10 protein-coding genes are annotated in these 18,582 nt (G+C 55.3%); 2 read left to right on the forward strand and 8 right to left on the reverse strand.

From position 1 onward, the window contains the following. Positions 1-82: 82 nt before the first annotated feature. The 6 genes from IQ22_RS15275 to IQ22_RS15300 form a co-directional block, all read right to left on the reverse strand. Positions 83-1,567, reverse strand: coding sequence for an efflux transporter outer membrane subunit (locus tag IQ22_RS15275; RefSeq protein ID WP_145143511.1), 1,485 nt, complete (start codon positions 1,565-1,567; stop codon positions 83-85). Beyond that, the gene (locus IQ22_RS15280) at positions 1,564-4,677 is read right to left on the reverse strand and encodes a multidrug efflux RND transporter permease subunit (RefSeq protein WP_145143513.1); all 3,114 of its coding nucleotides are present in this window, start codon (positions 4,675-4,677) and stop codon (positions 1,564-1,566) included. The genes IQ22_RS15275 and IQ22_RS15280 overlap by 4 nt, the downstream gene beginning before the upstream one ends. Continuing rightward, positions 4,674-7,820, reverse strand: a complete 3,147-nt coding sequence (locus IQ22_RS15285; RefSeq protein WP_145143515.1) for an MdtB/MuxB family multidrug efflux RND transporter permease subunit — start codon at positions 7,818-7,820, stop codon at positions 4,674-4,676. Before IQ22_RS15285 ends, IQ22_RS15280 begins: the two co-directional genes overlap by 4 nt. Then, positions 7,817-9,097 carry an MdtA/MuxA family multidrug efflux RND transporter periplasmic adaptor subunit gene (locus IQ22_RS15290; RefSeq protein ID WP_145143517.1) on the reverse strand — a complete coding sequence of 427 codons (1,281 nt, stop codon included), beginning with the start codon at positions 9,095-9,097 and terminating at the stop codon, positions 7,817-7,819. The genes IQ22_RS15285 and IQ22_RS15290 overlap by 4 nt, the downstream gene beginning before the upstream one ends. A 200-nt stretch (positions 9,098-9,297) precedes the next feature. After that, positions 9,298-9,798 (reverse strand): thiol peroxidase, encoded by a 501-nt coding sequence (gene tpx, locus IQ22_RS15295; RefSeq protein ID WP_145143519.1) that lies wholly within the window; start codon positions 9,796-9,798, stop codon positions 9,298-9,300. 154 nt (positions 9,799-9,952) lie between these two features. Beyond that, the gene (locus IQ22_RS15300; protein WP_145143521.1) at positions 9,953-10,879 is read right to left on the reverse strand and encodes a LysR family transcriptional regulator; all 927 of its coding nucleotides are present in this window, start codon (positions 10,877-10,879) and stop codon (positions 9,953-9,955) included. Between the two features lie 122 nt (positions 10,880-11,001). On the opposite strand from IQ22_RS15300, the gene IQ22_RS15305 reads away from it, so the two are divergent. Further along, a complete protein-coding gene (locus tag IQ22_RS15305) occupies positions 11,002-11,994 on the forward strand; it encodes an aldo/keto reductase (RefSeq protein WP_145143523.1) in 993 nt (330 codons plus the stop codon). A 53-nt stretch (positions 11,995-12,047) separates the two neighbouring features. On the opposite strand, the gene IQ22_RS15310 is transcribed toward IQ22_RS15305, so the two are convergent. Together IQ22_RS15310 and IQ22_RS15315 are read right to left on the reverse strand one after the other, a co-directional pair. Continuing rightward, the gene (locus IQ22_RS15310) at positions 12,048-15,749 is read right to left on the reverse strand and encodes a translocation/assembly module TamB domain-containing protein (protein ID WP_145143525.1); all 3,702 of its coding nucleotides are present in this window, start codon (positions 15,747-15,749) and stop codon (positions 12,048-12,050) included. Beyond that, complete coding sequence (locus tag IQ22_RS15315) at positions 15,746-17,479, reverse strand: autotransporter assembly complex protein TamA (RefSeq protein ID WP_145143527.1); 1,734 nt, start codon at positions 17,477-17,479, stop codon at positions 15,746-15,748. Before IQ22_RS15315 ends, IQ22_RS15310 begins: the two co-directional genes overlap by 4 nt. 138 nt (positions 17,480-17,617) lie before the next feature. Here IQ22_RS15315 and xthA point away from each other — a divergent pair, with 138 nt between their 5' ends. Beyond that, the gene (gene xthA, locus IQ22_RS15320) at positions 17,618-18,430 is read left to right on the forward strand and encodes an exodeoxyribonuclease III (protein WP_145143529.1); all 813 of its coding nucleotides are present in this window, start codon (positions 17,618-17,620) and stop codon (positions 18,428-18,430) included. The last annotated feature ends 152 nt before the right edge of the window (positions 18,431-18,582 follow it).

Below are 18,582 nucleotides of genomic sequence, written 5' to 3' on the forward strand. Positions count from 1 at the left end.
CTCTATCGCCTTGGCCCGCGATCTTTGCTCCTTGGGTCGCGGGCTTTTTCTTTTGGGCTTTGGCGTTTATTGCAAGGCTCGATCAATCTGCCAAAGACGCTACCGGATCGCGCTGCAGATCGCTCGCATCCCAACCGCCGCCCAAAGCCGTAATCAATTGCACGCTAGCAGTCAGACGGCTACCCAGCAGAGTCAGGTTAGTCCTCTCGTTGGTCAGCGCCGTCGTCTGCAGGGTCACCACATCAAGGTAATCGATCAGGCCGGCCTGATACTGATTTTCCGCCAACCGCAAGGACTCGCGAGCCGACTCCAGCGCCTCCTGGCGAACGCCTGACTCTTCATCCAGTACGGTTAGCTGGACAAGGTAATCCTCTACCTCTCTAAAGCCATCCAGCACCGTCTGGCGATATTGCGCTACCGTTTGGTCATAGGTCGCTTCAGCCTGCTCGAGCTGGGCCCTACGGGCACCAAAGTCAAACAAGGTAAGGTCAAATGCCGGACCGATCGACCAGAACCGGTTAGGTGTACTGACCAGACCGCCCCATTTGTCTCCGCTATAGCCACCAGAGGCGGTTAGCGACAGGCTTGGAAAGTAAGCGGCCTTGGCGACACCGATTTCTGCATTGGCCGACATCACTTGCCGCTCCGCCTGGGCAATATCCGGACGACGCTGCAACAGTTGAGAAGGCACGGTTACCGGAATCGCTGGCAATGCCGGAATACTGTCTACAGCTGCCAGGCTGAACTCCGCCGGCGGTACGCCAACCAAAACGGCAATGGCATTTTCCAGTTGTGCACGCTGGTATTTCAGATCGATCAGATCGGCCTGAGTGCTCTTGAGCTGAGTTGTAGCCTGGGCTACGTCAGCGCGTGCTGTCATCCCCGCACGATACTGGTTTTCGGTCACGCGCAGCGAACGCTCATACGCCTGCAAGGTAGCCTGGAGCAGCCGCTGCTGGGCATCCAGTACCCGCAACTGAAAATAATTCTGAGCCAGCTCCGACTGCAGGCTGAGTTTGGTTGCGGCCAGTTCGGCAACGCTGGCCTGAGCACTGCCTGTCTGTGACTCCACACTCCGCCGCACTTCGCCCCAGAGATCAATAACCCAGCTTACGCCTAGGCTTGCATCAAAGCTGTTGCTAGTCTGCGAGCTGCTGGAGGTCGTGATTTCCGTACCGTCCTGAGTGACGTAGCGCGACGTACTGCTTCCACCGCCTTGCCCCGAACGGCTCATGCTCGTTCCGCCGGTAATCGTTGGAAAAAACGACGAACGTGCACTGCGAACTAGCGCACGGGCCTGCCGGTACTGTGCCTCATACTGTGCTAGGGTCTGGTTGGACGCTTGCAGGCGCTGCATCAGATCACTCAGCGTAGCGTCGCCATATACTTCCCACCAGGCGCCCCGGTGTGCGGCATCGCTCGGCTGAGCCACTTGCCACCCCTCGGCATGTTTGAACGCGACAGGTGTGCTCACCTGAGGACGCTGATAGTCAGGCCCTACGGTACAACCGCCTAAAGCCAGTGCGATAGTCAGGCCCAGGTAATGGCGACGGGCAAAAAACGTCATGTCGATTTCTCCATGGGCGCGTGCCCCTGCCAACCAGCCCAGCGGCGATTGAACCAGTGACGCAAACGATCCAGATACAGATAAATAACCGGGGTGGTATATAACGTCAGCAGTTGGCTACCAACCAGGCCACCGATGATGGTAATCCCGAGCGGACGACGCAACGGCGCATCGCCACCAGTTCCCAGTAGCAGTGGTAAAGCACCGAGAACAGCTGCCAGCGTGGTCATCATGATGGGCCGAAAGCGTTTTACGCAGCCATCCAGAATCGCCTCGCGCGGCGCCAGCCCCAGGCGGCGCTCCGCATCCAGCGCAGAGTCCACGATCATGATGGCATTCTTCTTCACAATACCAATCAGCAGGATGATGCCGATCAGCGCAATCAGCGTGAATTGCGTATTGAACAGTTGCAGTGCCACGAGCGCCCCCACCCCGGCGGACGGCAATGTCGACAGAATGGTCAAGGGATGAATGTAGCTTTCGTACAGGATGCCCAAGACAATATAGACCGCTACCAGGGCCGCGATAATAATCAGAGGCATGGCGCTCTGGCTCTGCTGGGCCAGGCTGGCATTTCCCGCAAAAACAGTCTGCAGGTCGATAGGTAGCTTCAACGGTAATACCGCCTCGCGAATCGCCGTACGGGCCTGTTCGATACTGACATCCTGAGCCAGCTCGAAAGAGAACGTACTCGCCGCAAATTGGCCGTCATGCGCAACCCTAAGCGGCGCATTATCGAAGCGGTAACGCGTGAAGCTCGACAACGGCACGCGATTCCCTTCACCAGTAATTACATATACCTGGCTTAAGATATCTACACTCTGCTTGTACGGGTCGGCTACTCCAAGCACCACATGGTACTGGTTACGGTCCTCATAAATAGTCGAAACCTGTCGCTGGGCGAAGGAGTTGTTCAGCACGGCGCTGATCATTTCCATATCCACTCCAAGCCGACTGGCCGTATCACGGTCGATGTCCAGATGCAGCTCTACGCCTTTATTCTGGTAATCGCTGTTTACATCGACAATTTGCGGCACCTTACGCAGCACACCTTCGATCTTGGGTATCCAGGTCTTCAATAGTTCGAGATCATCGCTTCGGACGGTGTACTGATACGAGCCATTTCCCTCGCGCCCACCGGCCCTGAAGTCCTGTGAAGGCACGAGAAACAGCGAGGAGCCTGCTACCTGGCCCGCCGCCTTGCGTAACCGTGCCGCCACGGCCGTAATGGGTTCTCGTTCGCTCACGTCTTTAAGGGTGATAAAGAACGAACCACTGTTTGTCGACGAACCACCCGGCCCACGGCCACCCGTAAAACCAAGAACGTTCTGCACTGCCGGATCGGCCATGAGGATCTGCCGGTACGCTTCCATCTTGGCCTGCATGCCGCTAAAGGAAATCCCCTGGTCCGCCATGGCGAAGCCGCGCAGGCGGCCGGTATCCTGATCAGGCAAAAACCCCTTGGGTATGATGGCGTACAGGTAGACGTTGAGGCCGATCGTCAAGGCCAGAATTACCATCATCAAGAGCGAATGATCGAGCGCCCAAGCCAAACTGTTGCGGTAACGCTGCACCATGCTGGCGATGAAACGACTCGCCCGTCGGTTGGCCGGCGTGTCCTTGCTGGGCTTGCGTGCGCGCAGCAAGCGTGCGCACAGCATGGGAGTCAGGGTCAGCGACACGAGCATCGAGACCAGCACCGCAACGGATAAGGTCACCGCAAACTCGCGGAACAGGCGGCCAATGACGCCGGTGAGCAAGAGGATGGGCAAGAACACCGCCACCAGCGACAGGCTCATGGAAAGTACAGTGAACCCTACCTCACGTGCGCCAAGCAATGCAGCCTGGAAGGGCTTCTCACCCTCCTCGATCCGCCGAGCGATGTACTCCACAACAACGATAGCATCGTCCACTACAAACCCGGTGCATACGATCAGAGCCATCAGCGACAGGTTGTTGAGCGAGAAATTGCACAGGTACATCACGGCAAAGGTCCCGACCAGCGAAATGGGCACCACAATGCTGGGAATAAGCGTGGCGCGTAGATCTTGCAAGAATAGGAAGACCACTAGGATAACCAACGCGACGGACACCATCAGCGTGAACTCTGCTTCGTGCAGGGACGAGCGGATACCTGGGCTGCGATCATCCATGATCTTTAGGCTGACCTTATCACCCAAACTTTCCTGCAGAGCCGGTAGATCGGCACGAATACCGTCAATGGTTTCGATGATATTAGCGCCAGCCTGACGGGAGATCAGAATGAGAATGGCAGGCGAATTATTCGAAAAACCCAGGTTGCGAGTGTCTTCTACCGAGTCGGTGATGGTGGCAACATCACTGAGCCGTGCAACATGGCCGTCGCGGGTGCGAATAATCAAAGGTCGATAGTCGCTGGCACGGTTCAAGCGGGAATTTGCATCGATTTCCCAATGCAAGTCGCCCCGCTCAAATGCCCCTTTAGGTGTATTCGAGTTGGCGGCAGCAATAACGGTACGGACATCATCCAGTGACAATCCGTAGTGGTTGAGTGCGTCAGGGTTGAGATCGATCCGTACAGCAGGTGCCGAGCTGCCACCTACGCTTACCTGTCCCACCCCTTTGGCAGAAGCCAACTTGAGCGCAACGGTGTTAGAGGCCAAGTCATACAACGTCCCTTTATCCAGTACATCGGACGTAAGCGCTAATACCATGATCGGCATATCGGCCGGGTTGATCTTGCGGTATGTCGGGTTGCTTGGCATTCCTGTCGGTAACGACGGTACGGCCGCATTAATAGCTGCCTGCACTTCCCTTGCGGCGCCATTGATGTCCTTGTTCAGATCGAACTGGAGGATCACCATGGCACTGCCTTGCGAACTTGTCGACGTCATCTCGGTGATACCTGAGATACGTCCCAGGGACCGCTCTAGCGGTGTGGCCACGGACGAAGCCATGGTTTCCGGACTGGCACCCGATAATGTGCCCGTCACCACGATCGTAGGAAAGTCAACCTGGGGTAAAGGCGCAACCGGAAGCAGGCCAAACGCCAGCCAACCCGATAAGACAATGGCCAGGGTCAAAAGCAGCGTTGCGACCGGCCGACAGATAAAGAGCGCCGAGAAATTCATCGAATTTCCCCAGAAAAGTCCAGGTCATGCCGATAGCGCCAGCGATTGAAGCGTGCGGCGAGCCGGCTGAATGCCAGGTAAATGACGGGCGTAGTGAACAAGGTCAACACTTGGCTCACCAGAAGACCACCCACCATGGAAATCCCTAGCGGTTGGCGAAGCTCTGCTCCCGAGCCACTCGCCAACATCAATGGTAGAGCGCCCAGTAGAGCAGCCATGGTAGTCATCAAAATAGGCCGGAACCGCAACAGACATGCCTGATAAATCGCTTCCTGAGGCGTCTTGCCTTCCCTGCGCTCGGCGTCCAGGGCAAAGTCGATCATCATGATGGCATTTTTCTTGACGATGCCAATCAACAGAATGATGCCAATGATGGCCACCATGCCGATATCCTGTCCGCCGACCCATAGTGCCAGAAGCGCTCCTACACCTGCAGAGGGTAAGGTCGAGAGGATCGTAATCGGGTGAATAAAGCTTTCGTAAAGAATACCCAGCACGATATACATCGTGACGATTGCCGCCAGGATCAACAGCAGCGTGCTCGATAGTGAAGACTGGAAAGCCAATGCCGCACCCTGGAAATCTGTGTCGATAGTGCCTGGCAATTGCAAATCTTGCTCGGCTTGCTGAATCGCTTCGACTGCTTCGCCCAGGGAGACCTTGTCAGCCAGGTTGAAAGACACCGTAGCCGCCGGAAACTGACCGGCATGGTTAATAGCCAATAAGGTATTGCGCTCTTCAACATGCGCGATGGCTGACAGCGGGACCTGCCCCGTCGTAGTACTGGTCGTGCCGTCTGAAGCTGTGGTAGTCGTCGAACTAGGCACATAGATCTGGCTCAACGCCTGTGGCTCTAACTGGAACTGCGGGCCGACTTCCAGTACGACGCGGTACTGATTCGCCTGGGTGAAGATAGTCGATATCAGCCGTTGCCCAAAGGCATTGTACAAGGCACTGTCTACGTCGCTCAGGCTAACGCCTAAGCGCGAGGCATTGTCTCGGTCTACAGCAATGTAGGCTTGAAGACCGCGCGGCTGTAAGTCGCTGGCGACATCCTTGAGTTGCGGCAGGGTCTGCAATCGCTCGACCAGACGGGGAACCCACGTTTTCAAGACTTCCAGCGAGGCATCAGTCATGCGGAACTGGTATTGCGTCCGGCTGACCTGATCTTCCACGGTCAGATCCTGCACCGGTTGCAGGTAGAGCTTTGTATCGGTCTGCTCAACCAAGGCGCTTTGCAAGCGCGCAATAATTTCGGCAGCGCTTGCGTCACGCGCTTCGTGAGGCTTCAGATTGATCAACATGCGCCCGGTATTGAGCGTCATATTGTCTCCATCTACACCAATGAATGATGACAGGCTCTGGACATCCGGATCATTCAGTACGATCTGCGCCAGTTCCTGTTGCCGTCGGGCCATTCCTGCAAAAGAAACGCTCTGGGGGCCCTCTGAAATGGCTTGGATCAGGCCTGTATCCTGCTGCGGGAAAAAGCCTTTGGGCATGAAAAGGTACAGTACCGCCGTTAGTACCAGCGTACCCACTGCCACCAGCAAGGTTAGCGGCTGATGACGCAGCACCCAGCGTAGTCCCGCGGCATAGCGGGCAATCAGCCCATCGATAAAGGCTCCCACCTTGCGCGAAAAGCCGCTCTGCTTCTCTTCCGGCACATGACGCAGCAATTTGGCGCTGAGCATCGGTGTAAGCGTGAGCGAAACCATGCCGGAGATCAGAATCGATACCGCCAGGGTAATCGCGAACTCACGGAATAACCGGCCGGCGATATCACTCATGAACAGGAGTGGAATCAGCACGGCAATCAGGGAAAACGTAAGCGAAATAATGGTAAAGGCGACTTGCTTGGAGCCTTTGAGTGCGGCTTCCAAAGGTGATTCGCCTTCGTCTAGGTGGCGGGCAATATTTTCCACCATGACAATGGCATCATCGATAACGAACCCGGTGGCAATAGTCAGTGCCATCAGCGACAGGTTATTGATAGAAAAGCCTGCCAGATACATCACGCCAAATGTGCCTACGAGCGAAAGCGGTACGGCAATACTGGGAATAAGTGTGGCAGACAGGTTACGCAGGAACAGGAAGGTCACCATAACAACAAGCGCGATGGCCAACATCAGTTCGAACTGCACATCACGCACCGATGCCCGGATAGTAGTGGTCCGGTCGGTCAGTACCATCACATCCAGGTTTTCCGGCAGGGTTTCCTGCAAGGCAGGGAGCAGTGCCTTGATGTTATCGACGACCTGGATCACATTGGCGCCCGGTTGACGCTGCACATTCAAGATCACAGCAGGCGTATCGTTAGCCCAGGCCGCCAGTTTGTCGTTTTCTGCTCCATCAAGCGCCTGAGCCACATCGCGCAGGCGCACCGGCGCATCGTTACGGTAGGCGACGATCAGGCTCTTGTATTCTTCGGCTGACTGCAGTTGGTCGTTGGCGTCCAGCGTCGAGGAGCGAGTCGGACCGTCAAAGCTGCCCTTCGGGCCATTCTGGTTGTTACTGGCAATGGTTGTGCGTAGGTCTTCAAGACTCAAGCCATAAGCCGCCAGTGCTGTCGGATTAGCCTGGATACGTACAGCCGGTCGCTGCCCTCCGGACAAGCTGACCATACCCACACCATTGACCTGAGCGATTTTCTGCGCAAGCCGCGTCTCAACAAGATCCTGGATCTTGGGCAACGGCAGACTGCTACTGGTAATTGCCAGAGACAATACAGGCGTATCCGCCGGGTTTATCTTGCTGAAGGTAGGAGGCTGTGGCAGGTCGCTGGGCAACAGGCTGTCGGCCGTGTTGATAGCGGCCTGAACCTCCTGTTCAGCTACGTCCAGGTTACTGTCAAGACTAAAGCGCAGCGTAATAACCGATGCGCCTCCGGAGCTGGTTGACGACATCTCTTCCAAGCCCGGAATCTGGCCTAAATCTGATTCCAGCGGTGCCGTCACAGCCGAATTCATGATTTCCGGACTAGCTCCTGGATACAGCGTTTTGACCTGAATCGTTGGGTAATCGACCTCAGGCAGTGATGCTACAGGCAGCAGGCGATAGGCAATGATTCCCGACAGCAAGATCGCGACCATCAGCAGCGTAGTCGCTACAGGCCGAAGGATAAAGATCCGGGACGGGTTCATTCACCGGCTCCGCCATCCAAAGTGGCTTCATTACGGCTCGGGTCAGCTCTTCTGCTACTGGCCGCCTGTGCTACCCGTACCATTTGACCTTCGCGCAGGCGATCAAGCCCTTCGGTTACCACAGTCTCGCCATCGCTCAAACCCGAACGGACTTCCACTTGTTCGCCCTGTATCTCACCAAGCGTCACCTGGCGGGCCAATACCTTGTTTTCTTCACCCAACACAAATACATAAGGGCCTTGGTCGTTGCGCTGAATAGCAGCCATCGGGACTACGATGACATCGTTTAACTCAAGTGCATGCAGGCGCACATTGACGAACTGATTGGGAAAGAGTGCCTCATCGGCATTATCAAAACGCGCCTTGAACTTGACCGTTCCGGTAGTGGTATCGATTTGATTGTCAACAGTAATCAGCGTACCTGTAGCCAAAACACGATTCTTGCCACGGTCCCAGGCTTCTACCTCAAGCGGCTTACCCGTTGCCATTTGACGACGCACCGTATTCAGCTGGTCCTCAGGCAAGCTGAACGTCAAGGCGATGGGCTTGGTCTGGGTAATGACCACCAGCGGAGTATCGTCACCGCTGGTAACAAGGTTGCCAACATCGACCTGCCTTAAGCCAAGCCGGCCGTCGATAGGTGCCCGTACCTCGGTAAAGGTCAAGTTAAGTTTGGCATCAGCCACCTGAGCCTGATTATTCTTGATTGTGCCTTGATACTGCGCAACCAGTGCCTGTTGAGTATCCAGGGTCTGTTTGGCTACTGAATCTTCTTTGTAAAGCTGCCGATAACGCTCTAGATCCAGCTGGGCATTACGAAGCTGTGCCTGATTTTCCAGTAAGGTGCCCTCCGCCTGGTCTAGCGCCGCCTGATAAGGTCTTGGGTCTATCACAGCTAGAAGATCACCTTTCTTGACCTCTTGGCCTTCTGTAAACAGTACCTTGGCGAGCTGACCATCTACACGCGCATGAACCTCCACCGTGTTATAGGCCACGACCGTGCCTAAAGCATTCAGATAGATGGATAAGCTGGTTTTCTGCGCTTTCTCTGTGCTCACAACCGAGGCCATGCCTTGCCCAGGAGGCATACCCCCCCTGCTACTCTGCGCGGGCCTTCTGCCTGACGGCGGTGCGTCCTCCTCTGCTACAGCGGGCCCGGACGTGCCGGATGGTCCCCAGAAATGCCACGCAACGGCTGCACCAAGCAGGATGACGAGAAGCATAATCAGAAGCGGAAATTTGGAGCGAGAGGGTTTACGGTCGAGGGAATCGCTCATGGAACGCCATACTGAAAATAGAAGATTGAGGTACGGTAAAGAGGTCTAACTGATTGGCCAAGAGCATTTACGCACTGCTTACATACCTCAGATGATCATCTGCCGCACCGCTGGAAGAGCAGGCGTCCATTAAGCGACCAACTCGTGCTCGTTTAATGGACGCCTGGCGCCTATATCACGCGGATACAAACTTGGACAGGTTACTTCAAGGCAGCGATGGCTGCGGTGTAATCCGGCTCCTGGCCGATTTCAGGTACCAGCTCGCTGTGTAGAACCTTGTTTTGCTCGTCAAGTACTACTACCGCACGGGCAGCCAGACCGCTTAGAGGTCCAGAGGCAATGGCGACACCGTAGTCCTTAAGGAACTCACGGCCACGCAGTGTCGATAGATTGACAACATTCTCGATACCTTCAGCGCCGCAGAAACGCTTCTGAGCAAATGGCAGGTCCGCCGAAATGCACAGAACAACAGTGTTCTCCAGTGTAGCCGCCTCGGTATTGAACTTGCGCACCGACATGGCACAGGTTGGAGTGTCGACGCTAGGGAAAATGTTCAAAACCTTGCGCTTGCCAGTAAAGCTTTCCAGCGTGACATCCGCCAGGTCGCCGTTGACAAGACTAAACGCCGGAGCCGCTTGACCTGCTTGGGGCAGCGTACCCTCGATCTGAACAGGATTACCGCGAAGAGTGACTTCTGTCATGACTTACTCCTTGGACCAAAAAAGGGGGACGTGAAGTAAACACGCTTCCTATGACGCTTTAAAGCCCAGCTTCATGTTTATTGAAGCGTTAAGCGTTTATACATAAATCAGGCGCCAAAAGTTGCCCCGCCCCGCGTTCGAGCCAAGTACGGTTTTATAATGATGTAGGTTGTAAACAATTCTGCCACTGGGGTTTGGCCAGTAGCTCTACCAACCAGTCGATGAATACCCGCACCCGATGCGGCATATACCGCTGCGCCGGACAAACGATAGATAAAGGCAAGGCCGGCGGCCGCCAAGCAGAAAGCACTTCGATCAATAGACCGCTATCGAGCTTTTTAGTCAGATGGTACCGAGGAGCCTGGATCACTCCTAGTCCTGCCTCACACGCTGCCACATACGCATCGGCATTATTTACAGTCACTCGACTAGGCAAGGCTATTTGGCGTACATGCCCATCGACTTTGAACTCTAGATTAAAGGTGCGTCCCGTTGTTGCAGATTGATAATTCACAGCCTGATATGACATCAGGTCCTCGAGAGATTCGGGAATACCATGCCGCTCAAGATAATCCCGGCTGGCACAAGTAACCTGTCTAAGCAGGGCCACTGGGCGGGCCACGAGTCCTAGATCGGTTACATCACCCGCACGCAAGGCGCAATCCACTCCTTCTCGTAACAGATGGACCTGACGGTCACCCAAGCCAATTTCCAGGCTCAGCTCAGGGTAGCGCTCACAAAATTCAGGTAGCGCCGGAATAATCACCAACCGCCCTAGCGAGGCCGGCACGTTAACACGTAGCGTCCCTTTCGGGCTCGTACGAGCGCTGGCAAACGAAGCCTCTATTTCATCCAGCTCAGCCAACCATTGGCGACAGCGCCGGTAGTACGCCTCGCCATCAGGCGTCACGCTGACTTGCCGTGTCGTCCGCTGTAGCAACTGGACACCCAGATAAGCCTCAAGCTGCTGGATCGCTTGAGTCACGCTGGCTTTGGGAATATCCAAGTCATCCGCAGCGCGACCAAAACCGCCTAATTCAACGATCCGGGTAAATACGCGCATTGCTTGTAAACGGTCCATCGCTCTCTTCATTCCACTTATTGTTTGTGAAAGCCGAATAGTCAAATCCGTTTATTCGTCTTTATTTGAAAACTATAGGCACCCAGACTGCTCTCTCCTTCAAACCTTTCAAGGAGTCGCTTATGAAAATGCGCCGTTTAGGTCAGGATGGTCCACAGGTTTCTGCCCTAGGGCTTGGGTGTATGGGCATGTCTGACTTTTACACGACCGGTGCCGACGAGCGAGAGTCCATTGCTACATTACATCGTGCGCTTGAGCTGGGCGTTACACTATTGGATACCGCTGACATGTATGGCCCCTATACAAACGAAGAACTGCTGGGTCGCTCTTTGAAAGGTAAACGCGCCCAAGTTTTCCTGGCCAGCAAATTTGGCATTGTTCGTAGCGAAGATCCTCATAAGCGTGGTGTAAACGGGCATCCAGATTATATCCGAACCGCTATTGACGGCAGTCTTCAACGTCTTAGCACCGACTACCTGGATTTATATTATCAGCACCGGATAGATCCTGATGTTCCCATAGAAGAAACGATAGGCGCCTTGGCTGACTTGGTGAGAGCCGGCAAAATCAAACATATCGGCCTGTCCGAAGCGTCCGCCGCAACCATCGAGCGAGCGCAAGCAGTTCATCCGATTACCGCAGTCCAAAGCGAGTACTCCTTGTGGACACGCGACCCTGAGCAAAATGGCGTACTTGAGGTTTGCCGCCGTCTCGGCATTGGATTTGTGGCTTATAGTCCGCTCGGTCGTGGTTTCCTCACTGGAGCCATTCGCCGACCAAATGACTTTGCAGAAGATGATTATCGTCGTTTCAGCCCACGCTTCCAGGGCGATAACTTCCAGAAGAATTTGGAACTCGTCGATAAGGTCAAGCAAATCGCTGATAGCAAAGGCGTAGCGCCTTCACAGCTAGCCCTGGCCTGGGTGCTTGCGCAAGGCGAAGAAATCGTTCCGATTCCAGGAACCAAACAGCGTCATTACCTTGAAAAAAATCTAGATGCTCTGGAAATAACCCTGACGACGGAAGAACTGCCTGTAATAGAGTCGATTTTTCCTTATGGCATTGCAGCCGGACAACGTTACAACGAAGATTCCATGCGGCATCTGAACCATTGACGGCCTAACAAAGGAGCGTATAGCCCAGGCTTTCCCTCGCCTGGGCTAGCCAGTCAAAAGTCGCGCTTGTAGAAGAAGTCCAGCGAATTGGCAATGCCGCTGGCCACTTCAATATAGAGTCGACGTGTAAGCTGATAGCGCAAGGTAACCGTATTGCCAGACTCGAACACCCCAACGCCATAGCGTATAGACAACCGGTCGGTTAGGTTGCCGGAGGCCACTACGCTCGTTTCGTCACCGCTACCCTCGGTATCCAGCTGGAAATTCTGCACACCCAGCCGCTGTGCCAGCTCACCGGCCGTAGAGGAGCCACCGGCCAAACCGAGCGCCAAAGCCGCCTGCCCCAGCATATTGCTTTCGCCTTGGTCATTGGCATTAAGCGAACGTCCTAAGACAAGATAGGCCAAGGCCTGCTCCTGCCCCATGGCCGGGTCGGAGAACACTTCGGCTCGTGGCTGGTCCGCCATTCCAGACAGCCGTAGCCCTGCTGTTATTTCATCGTCATCTTCTTTGACGACCCGCACTGCCTCGATATCAAGGTAGGGCTGAGCAATCGGGCCTTGGAAGAAAATTCGCGCACGGCGGATTGTCAACCGCTGACCATAAGCCCGATAACGGCCATCGTTAAGGCGCAATTCACCCCGTGTATCAAGGTTGTTGCCGATATGAACCTGGCCTTCCAGATTAGCAGTCAGGCCAAAACCGGAAAAAGACAGCTTGTCCTGGCCTACGATGACATTCACATCCATGGAAATGCCCATCGCTTTCTGAGGCTCCGGTGTTTCCTGACCTACAATAACCGCATCGTTGGATACTTTAACGGTAGAAGGCGGCAGGTCACGCACGGTAATCGACCCGCTGGGAATACGTACTTCACCCTTCAAGGCCAAATTGCCGCCCTGCATCAGGATGTGCAGATCCGGTGCCATGATGAGATCGGCATAAGGTTCCACCGTGACAGGAAGGCGCGTGCCTTTTATAGAGATGTCCATATCTAGGGCTTGGGCCCAAGAAACCGTTCCGGAAAGTTGCCCCTGGCCTTGTTCACCACTGCGCCAGCCGCCGTTGAGCAAGACCTGATCACCAGCGATTTGGGCCGTGAGGGACAGGTCTTCTAGCCGCGTGGGAACCGTTCCGCCTCCGATCTGCCCGTCAGACAATACAATGCGTCCATTAACCTGAGGCTGGGTCAGCGTGCCGCCGAGTGTACCGCTGCCATCAATGTGGCCTGCGAGCTGCTCGATTCCCGAAACGAAGCCTTTGGCTACGGCCAGATTAAGACCGCTCAGGTTAAAGCTCCCAGTAAGCGGCTTGTTTTGTGGACGCGGGTCGATTCGTGCGTCGAGCAGTAGATTGCCCAGCTGCGGTCCGTTAAAAGTGAAGCGGGCCTGAACGTCATTCGGGCGCAGCGTGCTGTCGAGCTTCAACGCTGTATAGGAGAAGTCCACCCATTGCCCGTCGGCATTACGTACTCTAAGCAGACCAGTACCAGCATCAACATCTACAGAACCATTCGGCCCGCTAGCCGGCAGGTCCAGATGTATCGTTGCATCAAGCTGGCCTTGCATGGCGAAGTCTTCCGGTAGGTAAGGTCGCAGGCTGGCCAAGGCGAAATTGCGCAGGCGATACCGGATTTTGGGTTCCGGCATGAGACGTTGATCCTCACCACATATACTGGCAGAGCCGGACACCCAGCAGTGCTGGCCCAGGGTCAATTCACCACTGGCCAGCCGCTGCACCGCGGCCGGGTCCTGCAAGCGCCAACGTTGAGGGCCGCTCCGCACTTGGCCCCGCAAGAGCCGCCCTCGCCAGTTCATGGCCTCGTCAAGCGTGCCGTCCAAGGCTAACGACAGGTTTGCCAGTCCGCCGCTTACATCCAGCGTTACCGCTTGCTGGCGACGGTTTCCCTGCCCGTCCAAAGCAACTGTTCCGATATCACTAGTGCCCGCCTGTACACCTGTAGCCTTGAAGGTAACCCGCCCTTGCTGACGTGCATCGAGCGTGCCGTCAAGGCTTAAGGTTGCTAACCGGTTGGTCTCATACGCTATACCACGACCGCTCAGGCTCAGATTGCCTTGTGGCGCCTGCTGAGTTCCGGCCAAACTTGCACTGCCTGTAATCGCACCGGACAGGCCAGGCCACAATTGCCCCAGGCGAGGTAGCTCCAAGGTCAGGCGCCCGGTCCACTGCTGTGCCAGTTGCCCAGCCCCCTGGATGCGATTACTGCCCAATCTGATGTCCAGGCTATCAATATCCCACTGGTTGCCCTGCCCACGCGCCTGTGCAGCAAGCTGAGCCGGCTGCCCTCTGAGTTGCCCTCTCAGCCCCAGCTCCGCCGAAAGACGCAGTTGCTCGCCCTTGAGTTCGCCCTCAGTTCGTAGCGGACCGGCCAGCATACCGGGCAGTTGCGCCACCCAATAGGAAGGATCGAACTGACTGAGCGAAAGATCGGCTTTCCAAGTAATGGCATCCGCAAACCCTACATTGACCTGCCCTTGCGCACGTCCCTGTCCTGCCCGCAAATCCAGGTCAGGTAGATTGATCTGTGCAAGATCGCCGGAAAAGGGTGTAACCAGCGTAAAGTCGCCTGCCGGACCGCTCATCGCGGCATCTACGTTGCCTAGATAGCGGTCATTATCGTAGTGCACCTCGCCCTTGAGTCGGCGTAACGCAACAGGCGGCTCACTTTCTAACGGATACAGACGCTGCCAGGGAAACTCGTTGAAATCGATCGAGGCTTGAGCCGTAAGTTCCTCAGTCCACGTTGCCTGCCCTGTCAGTAACACATGGCGGTTTTCTCCTGCCTCCAGCCTGAGCCCGGCCAAGGTCGCTCCCTTGTCAGTAACGGTCCCGTTTAGTTGCATGCTCACGTTACCGCCTTTGCCCGGCAGAACGGTGGAGCCTGCCAGAACGTAACCCTGAGTGAGGTTTCCACTGGCTGTCAGGTCGAGCTTGTTTAACGTTAGCGTATCGGGCAAGTCCTCCGTGGGCTTGAAACCATCGGCTGTAAGATGCAGTGTGGCAGGAATCCCTTCTACCAGCGGTTGAACCTGGCCCGTCAAGCGACCAGGAAAGTAACCGCTGCTATCGGCTGTAAGCGACAAGCTGTCCTTTACCTTACCCTCGACATGCAAGGTTAATGGCCAAGGCTGTTCGTTCGGTGCCGGCAACTGCGCTTGAGCGTCAACCGTTACAGGCCAGTTGTCTGAAGGAAGTACCTTGCCGGTCAGGCTTACCGACATGTCCTTTCGGTTCACATCGAGCTTTTCAATAACGAGTCCATCCTCTTCCCAACGCGTCTTCAGCTGGGCACTGGCAAACTGCTCGGTCCCGTTAAGGCTGAAATGGCCGACACGTACATCCTTCACTTGAATAGCCAGTGGCAATTTGAGGTCCGGCAATTGAATGGGCCCGCTTTCTTCAGGCTGGGTCTCCGGACTGGGTGGCAGATCAAGATTGATATCTGCTACCACTAACGTATCGATGCACAGGGTCAGCTTGAAGAGGCACGAAGGCGACCAATCGAATTCGGGAGCGTTAAGCGTTGCCTGAGTACCGCCCTGAGACCAGACCAGCTGTTCGGCCGTCCAGTGCCCACCAAGACGACCGTTGAATGTTTGTACGGTCAGACCCGGCACGTGCCCGAGTAGCCAGCGACTTCCGGTTTCGGTACCTAGTAGCCACGACACGGCCATTACGAGAATCAGAGCGAGCCATAACACTGTAGCGCCAGTCCATATGAGCGCACGCTTCATAGTTCGGAGCCCATCGAAAAATGCAAACGAATACCACCCTCTTCATCCAGCCCGTGAGCTAGGTCGACCCGAATCGGACCTACCGGCGAGACCCAGCGAACTCCCAGGCCAACGCTGGTCTTGATATCGGGCGTAGTTAATGAATTGAAAGCGCCGCCTTGGTCTACAAACGTTGCCAAGCGCCATTTGTCCTTGAGGGGATATTGATATTCGACACTGCCCGCTATCATGTAGCGTCCACCGATCTTGTCGCCATCGGAATTTTCCGGCGATAACGTCTGATAGTCGTAGCCTCGCACGCTCTGGTCGCCCCCTGCGAAGAAACGCAGAGACGGAGGAATCTTTTTGTAGCCGTTCGTGGCGTTGCCTCCCACCTGAAGGCGGCCTAACAATCGGTGTCCTTCACCAAACGTCGTTAGGCCCCGTACTAGAGCAGTGGCATGCACCATGTTGGCATCTGAAAGAATGCCCTCCTTTGCCGCTGACAGACCGAACTGTAACCGGTAGCCCCTGCTGGGATCGATCCGATTATCACTACGCAGATAACTGTATTGCACACCGGGCATAAGCAGCGTGGATAGCCCTTCATCATCCCCGAGCCGGTATTCCTCTCGCTGCCACTTGATTGAAAAGACACGCTCCCACCCGCTGGGTAGCTTCCGATGCCATTCAGGCCCCACGGTCAATAATTTACTCAACGTATCGTCGTCGGCGATTTCTTCGTATTGATATCCACCGGCCAGACGGAACTTGTCATTGATCGGATCCTGCCCGGGAATGTCATACCAGAGACCAACATTCTGACGCGGCGCCGAGAGCTCCACTTCTGCGCCAAGACTATGTCCCTGCGGATTGAGCCAATGCCGGTCCCACGTAGCACGCAACCGTGGCCCGACATCCGTGGAATAGCCCGGCCCTAACCCCAACGTTCGAGGCTTACGTGTCGTAAGATCCACATTAATCGGAATGACGTGATTTTGGGCATCGGCTGGCGCAGCATTTACCCGTACACCTTCGAAAAAATCACTTTTGAGCAGATTTTGCTGAAGTTCAGCCAAGGCTTCAGAATCGTATGGCGTACCCGCTTCGAAAGGCACCATTCGCTCCAGTAAATCGGGATCGAACGGTGCATTGCCGGAAAACTCCACTTTACCTAGCCGATAACGTGGACCGCTGTCATATACCAATTGGATATCGGCCGTTCCGCCTTCGGGATCGATGAGCAAACGCTGCTGCGTGAAATGCCCACTGAAAAAGCCATAACGTGCCGCCTGGTTTTGAATCAGCGTCTTGGCATCTTCGTAATTGCCATGATTGAGTTGAGCTCCTGGCTTCAAGACATCGGCCGAAGGTCGCTGGAAAACCTTAAGCTGACTGGCTTCGCCTTCGATACGAATCTCTACGTTGCGCAGCCGTACCGGCTCCCCCGGCTTTACATCAAGGATCAGGCGTGGCGGAGGCCCCGGCTCGACACGGCTGTCGAACTGAGCCTGGTAATAGCCCAGTGCGTGCGCTGCCTCCTCTGCCTGACCGATTGCTGTACGCCGCAATCGGTGAAGGCCACGTACATCACGCTCGCCAAGGCTGCCGATGTAATTGGAGATATTGTCCTGCAAGGCCTTGTTACCAGGGCTGACCTGTACGACAAGTTGGGTCGGTTCGGCCATGATGGTACTGCTATAAACAAGCAGAACGAATAGACAGGGTTGTAATCTGTAACGAAGATTCATGGCATGATGCTACCGATCGAGTAGCTTTCAGACAAACCCAGCGTAGCGGCGTTCGTCGCACTTCTGAAGAATAATGGGCTCGTCAGCCAGGACAACCATGCGCTAGGATCGCAGTTTTACCATGAGTCCGACCCATCCATGAAGATCGTTTCCTTCAACATCAATGGATTACGTGCGCGCCCTCATCAATTGGCCGCACTCATCGAGTGCCATCAACCTGATGTGATCGGCCTGCAGGAAACCAAGGTCGCCGATGATCAATTCCCCATTGCCGAGGTCGAAGCCCTGGGCTATCACGTGCATTACCATGGCCAGAAAGGCCATTACGGCGTAGCTCTTTTATCCAGGCAAGCCCCGCTCGAACTGCATAAAGGTTTTCCAGAAGATGGAGAAGATTCTCAGAAGCGGTTTATCTACGGCGTGTATGCCAACGCTAGCGGGCAACCTGTTGTAGTCATGAATGGTTATTTCCCACAGGGCGAAAGCCGTGATCATCCAGTAAAGTTTCCGGCTAAAACCAAATTCTACGCAGACCTGCAAACCCTACTCGAACAGCGTTTCGATGCGGCGACCCCGTTGATCCTTATGGGCGATTTTAATATCTCGCCTGAAGATAACGATATCGGGATCGGCAGCGACAATGCCAAACGCTGGCTACGAACTGGTAAGTGCAGCTTTTTGCCGGAAGAGCGCGAGTGGATGGCTCGCCTAAAACAATGGGGGCTGGTAGACAGCTATAGACAAATCTATCCTGATTCGGCTGACCGCTTTAGCTGGTTCGACTACCGAAGCCGCGGGTTTGAGGCCGAACCCAAGCGAGGCTTGCGCATCGATTTGATTCTGGCATCACGCGGCGCGCAGCCGTTGATTGCAGGTGCCGGAATAGACTATGAGATCCGAGGCATGGAAAAACCTTCCGATCATGCTCCGGTCTGGGTAGAGCTGTCCTGATGAAAAGGCTCGGCTGGCCTATGCCAGCCTGAGCCTTTCGATACAGGCCAATCGCTTCTTACCTAGCACTCGCCCAAAATGCCTTTATAAGGCGCTTCAGTCTCGGCAGATCACAGAAAACGCGTGCAGAACCCATACGTGAAAACCCGGTC

The sequence above is a fragment of the Pseudomonas duriflava genome, from assembly GCF_007830155.1.
GTDB classification, from domain to species: domain Bacteria; phylum Pseudomonadota; class Gammaproteobacteria; order Pseudomonadales; family Pseudomonadaceae; genus Chryseomonas; species Chryseomonas duriflava.